The organism is Kitasatospora sp. NPDC093558 (assembly GCF_040683475.1).
Classification (GTDB): Bacteria; Actinomycetota; Actinomycetes; order Streptomycetales; family Streptomycetaceae; genus Kitasatospora.
Genome location: NZ_JBFBDY010000462.1, coordinates 1 through 5,097 on the forward strand (window position 1 = coordinate 1; position 5,097 = coordinate 5,097).

The window sequence follows — 5,097 nt, forward strand, 5'->3', positions numbered from 1 at the left end:
GGGGGTCGCGGGGCGCGCCCCCCCCGGGGGGGCCCCCGGGGGGCCCCCCCGCGCGGGCGGGGGGGGGGCGCGGGCGCCCCCCCCCCCCGGCGCCCCGGGCTCAACAAGCCCGGGGCGCGCCTCCCCTACAAGCCAACACAGCAGAGCGCCAGCAGCATCGCCACAAGCACGAGCGCTCCTGCAATAGTCACCGCACAGACGGCGATGAGCGATTGGCGACGACGATCGGCCAATTCACGCGTCACGGCTGTGCACGGGGTTGTCAGCCTCGTCGAGCCAGACGGCCTGTCCGTCCTTGGTTGCCGTGACAGCAAACCGGTCGGGACCGGGACGACCGTTGTCGAGCCACCAATGGTGGGCGGCTTCGGTCTCATCCCACAGCCGTCGGGGGCCGTGCTGCCAGACGGTGAAGCTCCGAGCGTCCTCGTTTCCATCCCAGTCCACGGCTGCCCACGAAGTCGCATCGGTGGTGGCGAGCCACAGTCGGACCGCGACCCCGTCGACGTCCGGCTCGTGCTGGCGGGCGTGCCACACGTCCCCGAGTCGGGAGCCGATGGCGAACTGGGCTTCGGCATCCTGGCCGGCCACGGCCCACGGGTCCAGGTCGGTCGCCGACTCGTCCGGCACGTGCTCATCGCGCACCACGTCACGGAAGATCCGAAGATCGGACCGCTGGCCGCGCATCAGCATGAACGAGCCGTACGGCATGAACCTGCCTTCGGCGCGGCCGTCGTGCACCGTCAGGCGCAGCGTCCCCCAGCCGATCCACGGGTTCTCCCACGGCGCGAGGATGACCCCGCCGTCCCGCACCTGGTCGAACCACGCGTTCGGTACCCGGTTTACGGCACAGGTGGAGATGAGCCGGTCGAAGGGCTGAGCCGCAGGCCATCCGGCGCTGCCATCGGCGCAGACCACTTCGGGGTGAAGTCCGGCCCGGCCGAGCGCAGTTCTGGCGGCGGCGGTCACCTGCGCATCCACTTCCAGAGTGGTCACGTTGGCGTCGCCCAGACGGTGCGCGAGCAGGCCGGCGTTCCAGCCGGTGCCGCTCCCGACTTCCAGGACGGTCATGCCCGAACGCACATCGAGGTCTTCGAGCATGCGGACGACGACCGACGGCATCGACGCCGACGACGACGGCCACACCTCACCGTCCCCTGGGTCGGCCCCGTCGTTCACCTGCGTGACCACCGGGGCGTTCGCGTATGCGGCACGCAGCCATCCTGCGGGGTCCTCGGCGCGATGCAGCGGCTCGTTGTCGTCGCCGACCCAGATCCGATCCGGGATGAACAGATGCCGAGGGACTGCCGCGAGCGCCTTGAACCACTCGTCCGGGATCTCTCTCCCGAGATCATCGGCAACGAAGCGGAGCAGGCCGCGCATGGCGGCCTGCTCCTCGCACTCAGGGCGCATCACTTCTTCTCGCCGCCCTTGTGCTTCGGCTCCGGCGTCGGCTGCGAGCCGTCCTTCGACGGCTTGTCCTTGCTGAAGTCCTTGTCCCCGCCGTGCTTGCCGCCGCCGGAGCTCCCGCCCTTACCGGTTCCCCATCCCATTGGGATGTTCCCTTCTCTCGCTTCTCGTGACTGAGGTTGCTCAGGCCGTCAGGCCACCGTGGGTCGGGACCATGGGCCCGGGCGGCCGCTCGGCCGGCTTCGGCTTCGGCTGCTTCGGCTCGGAGGTGCTCATGATGATGCTCCTTCCGTCGGTTATCCGGGGTAGTACATGGGGGTGCCGGCCACACCTCACGGAAGCGGCAAGACCGGCACCCATCCGCCCGTCCGGGAGTGACGACGGCCGAGCGGAGTCCTGGATGTCACGCCGAACGGGCGAGACTCTCGTCTGCCTGCCTTTGGGCGGCGCGGGGAGAAGATTCGAACTCTCGGAGTCGATCAGGCGGATCCCGTAGCGCTGGCCCTAGGTCGACCGGGCTGCAAGTGGGTTCGACGGTCACCCGGCAACCCCGGTGTCCGGGCATCGGTCGCTGCTGGCACCCACCCATCGCTCCGCATGGAGGTAGGAGTAGAACCGAAGCGGTTCCGGGCCGGGCGGCAGCGCCTCCACCAGCTGCCCCGCCGTGTGGTCCTGGATGACCCAGACCGGGTACGAGGCCCCGTTGAGGGCGTCAGCGGGAATGATCCCGTATCGCTCGCTCATCGACGGGTCACCTGGACGAACCCGCCGGCCTTCTCGATCTGCCGAGCGAACTCGTCGAATTCGCCGTCGATGGGCGAGAGAGTCGCCCGGGAGGGAATCAACATCGCCCCGGCGCCTCCGCCCTTGATCGTCCGCAGTACCGCGACGAGCCGGGATCGCTCTTGCGGGGGCTTCTCCATCTCGTCGTCCACGACGGTCAGGGCCACCTCCCACCCGAAGGTGAGCGCGTACGCCTCACAGGTCCGCATCTCCAGCTCCGGGAAGGCGGGACCGGCCTTGGCCAGGTAGATCACCACCTGGAACCCCTTGATGTCCTGACGTGCAGGGTCCTTGACGACCTCCCCGACCTTCGGCCGACAGATCATCGAGCGCGACCTCTTGCGACTCGCCACCGCAGCTCCCTAGAGCACTCAATTTGTGTCCTAGGTCAGAAGGTAGAACGCAGAGAAGCACTATTGACCTCAATGTCGGTGCACTAGTGTACTCCTGAGTGTTCATCACCTCGATCGAGGAGCAGTTCATGGCCGGCCTCAAGACGTTCACCGCAATCGCCGATCACTACCGGCAGGCGATTCTCACGGGCGAACTCCCCTCTGGTTCGAAGCTCCCGACCAACAGGGAGATGTGCCAGCGCTGGAACGTTGCAGCAGCGACGGTAAGCAGGGCGCTGAACCAGCTGTTGGTGGAAGGGCTCATCAGGACGAGCCCGCGAGGCACCTTCGTGGCGGATGAGGAGACGTCGACCGCCACAGGACGAGACCGTCTGGGCATGGTCCAGCGACTCAGGTCGAGTCTGATGGAAGGTGAGACCAGCCGGGTCACCGCGGCCGAACTGGTAGTTCCTCCGCTGTACGTGCAGGACATCTTCAGTCTCGATCCCGGCGACCAGCTCGTTCGGCGGGAATACATCGCGGGCCGCGGCAAGACCCGGACCATGCTGACAGTGACGTGGTATCCAGCGCACTTCGCCGCGCTGGTGCCCGATCTGCTCTCGACCGCGCCGAGCAAGAACGCAGGGCTCACGGCGAAGGTGCTTGAGGCATCCGGCCGGACGATCACACATGCCCGGGACGACATGCACGCCAGGGAATGCGATGCCCGAGAAGCGTCGGCCCTGGGCCTTCGGGTGGGCTCCCCGGTTCTTGGAGGAGTGCATCGTTGGTCGGACGACGAAGGTGTGATCGAGTTCGGCCTCTGGGTCATCCCGACCCGAGTCACGATCGGCTATGAGTACAGCGCCTGAGTCCACCGCCAAGCAGATGAAGCGCCCGGGACCGAGTGGACCCGGGTGCTGTGCATCGAGTGTTCAGGGAGACCACGAGGAACCAAAACCCGTTGAGGGCCCCTGGGCGCCCCTGCCAGCTGGCCGGGGCGCCCGGGCAACAAGCAACCTCCGGGCGCGGGCCTGCCGCGCGGCGCGGCGGGCCCGTCTCGTCACTCTCTCCGATAGCGTCCGGAGGGAGACCGCAGTGGCCGGGCCGAGCTGGACGTCACTTTCGGGGAAGCGTGACGGACAACAACGCGGCGCGCCCCGAGAGGTCGGGGCGCGCCGCTCGTTCTACAACCGCTCAGGCCTTCGGGCCCGCCGACTGGAAGCCGAACGACGCGGCCTGACCTCCGCGTACGCTGCGGAGCACACGAGTAGGAGGCCTTCCGATGGAGTGGATCAACCCGCAGTACGCGGACCTGGTCGCGTGCTACCGGCAGCAGGACGACAACGCCGAGCCCGTCACCCCGTTCGGCGCCCCGCTCCGGCGGGTTGACGGCGAGGCTGTCCCGCCGCGGCTTGGGTTCGTCCTGGAACCGTTCCTGAGCGAGTAGCAGGCGGCGCCCCTGGTCGACCGCACACCGGTGCGGCCGACCAGCATCCATTCCGCACCAAGCACACCGGCCAACGACGGCTGCGCTCCCATGAGTTCCTGCAGCGCACCGGATCCACCGAGGACCAGGACGAATCCGTCGCCGCCTTCCGGCTCGGCAGCTGGACGCGCGACGCCATGGGAACGCTGGTCCGAACCGCCACGGCCCGACGCCCAACAGCTCGGACAACAATGCGGCGCGCCCCGAGGGTTCGGTGCGCGCCGCTCGATCAACAACCGCTCAGGCCTTCGGGCGAGCCGATCACCGCACCGCAGAAAGGACCCAACCGACGTGGCCCAGCCGACCGCCGCCCTCAAACACGCCACGGAGTCGATGACCCTCCTGGTTGCCGCCGTCATCGTCCACGACCACGAAGCCCAGCGCGTCGTACTCCTCCGTCGAGGACCCAAGGCCAAGTTCACCCAAGGCATGTGGGATCTGCCCGTCGGCAAGAGTGAACCCGGTGAACCGATCACGGAGACGGCAGTTCGCGAACTCAAGGAGGAGACCGGGCTCGTCGTCACCCCCGAGGACTTGCGGCTGGTCCACGTCATCCACGGCGCCCGAGGAGTCGAGGCGCCCAACGGCTTCCTGACCGTCGTCTTCGCCACCCACCGATGGTCCGGCGAACTCACGAACGGGGAACCCGCCAAGCACTCGGAAGTCGGGTGGATCGACGTTGACGCCGTACCGGACGAATTCGTCTCCACTACCAAGTCGGCTCTGCGCCGATATCTCACCAACGGTCCGAGCGTCTCCCTCGACTCATGGCCCCATTGATGCATCTGGTTCGGTGCCCCTCGGCGAGCCGAGGGGCACCGTTGTGACCACACGGCTCTGGATGGGAACGTCACGACCGTAAGTTGCTCAGGCCGCACCGTCACACCCCGGCCGCGATGGAAGTGGCCGGCCGTATCGCCGAGTTGGTCGGCTGAAGTGAGCCCGCCAACGTCGCCTGGCCACACACCGTCGGTCGCATCCCCCTGGGCGCCCCCGGCCCCCCGCCCGGGGGCCCCCGGAAAAAAAACCCAAAAACGCGCGCAAAAAAAACAACCCCCCCCCGGCCCGGGCCCCGAGCGCGGGCCC

At 68.1% G+C, this 5,097-nt stretch carries 7 protein-coding genes; 3 read left to right on the plus strand and 4 right to left on the minus strand.

Annotated features, from left to right (window positions below):
* Window positions 1-234: 234 nt before the first annotated feature.
* From AB0O00_RS29080 to AB0O00_RS29095, 4 genes are all read right to left on the minus strand, one after another.
* Window positions 235-1,380, minus strand: a complete 1,146-nt coding sequence (locus tag AB0O00_RS29080; RefSeq protein WP_363656746.1) for a methyltransferase domain-containing protein — start codon at window positions 1,378-1,380, stop codon at window positions 235-237.
* Between the two features lie 29 nt (window positions 1,381-1,409).
* The gene (locus AB0O00_RS29085) at window positions 1,410-1,550 is read right to left on the minus strand and encodes a hypothetical protein (RefSeq protein ID WP_363656748.1); all 141 of its coding nucleotides are present in this window, start codon (window positions 1,548-1,550) and stop codon (window positions 1,410-1,412) included.
* Between the two features lie 394 nt (window positions 1,551-1,944).
* Window positions 1,945-2,151: a hypothetical protein gene (locus AB0O00_RS29090; RefSeq protein ID WP_363656750.1), complete on the minus strand. Its 207-nt coding sequence runs from the start codon at window positions 2,149-2,151 to the stop codon at window positions 1,945-1,947.
* Window positions 2,148-2,543, minus strand: a complete 396-nt coding sequence (locus tag AB0O00_RS29095) for a hypothetical protein (protein WP_363656752.1) — start codon at window positions 2,541-2,543, stop codon at window positions 2,148-2,150. Before AB0O00_RS29095 ends, AB0O00_RS29090 begins: the two co-directional genes overlap by 4 nt.
* A 128-nt stretch (window positions 2,544-2,671) precedes the next feature.
* On the opposite strand from AB0O00_RS29095, the gene AB0O00_RS29100 reads away from it, so the two are divergent.
* The 3 genes from AB0O00_RS29100 to AB0O00_RS29110 all read left to right on the plus strand — a co-directional run bounded on the left by AB0O00_RS29100 (window position 2,672) and on the right by AB0O00_RS29110 (window position 4,791).
* The gene (locus tag AB0O00_RS29100; RefSeq protein ID WP_363656756.1) at window positions 2,672-3,394 is read left to right on the plus strand and encodes a GntR family transcriptional regulator; all 723 of its coding nucleotides are present in this window, start codon (window positions 2,672-2,674) and stop codon (window positions 3,392-3,394) included.
* A 413-nt stretch (window positions 3,395-3,807) separates the two neighbouring features.
* A complete protein-coding gene (locus AB0O00_RS29105; RefSeq protein WP_363656754.1) occupies window positions 3,808-3,972 on the plus strand; it encodes a hypothetical protein in 165 nt (54 codons plus the stop codon).
* Window positions 3,973-4,344: 372 nt separating this feature from the next.
* On the plus strand, window positions 4,345-4,791 hold the full coding sequence (locus tag AB0O00_RS29110; protein WP_363656758.1) for an NUDIX domain-containing protein: 447 nt from the start codon (window positions 4,345-4,347) through the stop codon (window positions 4,789-4,791).
* The last annotated feature ends 306 nt before the right edge of the window (window positions 4,792-5,097 follow it).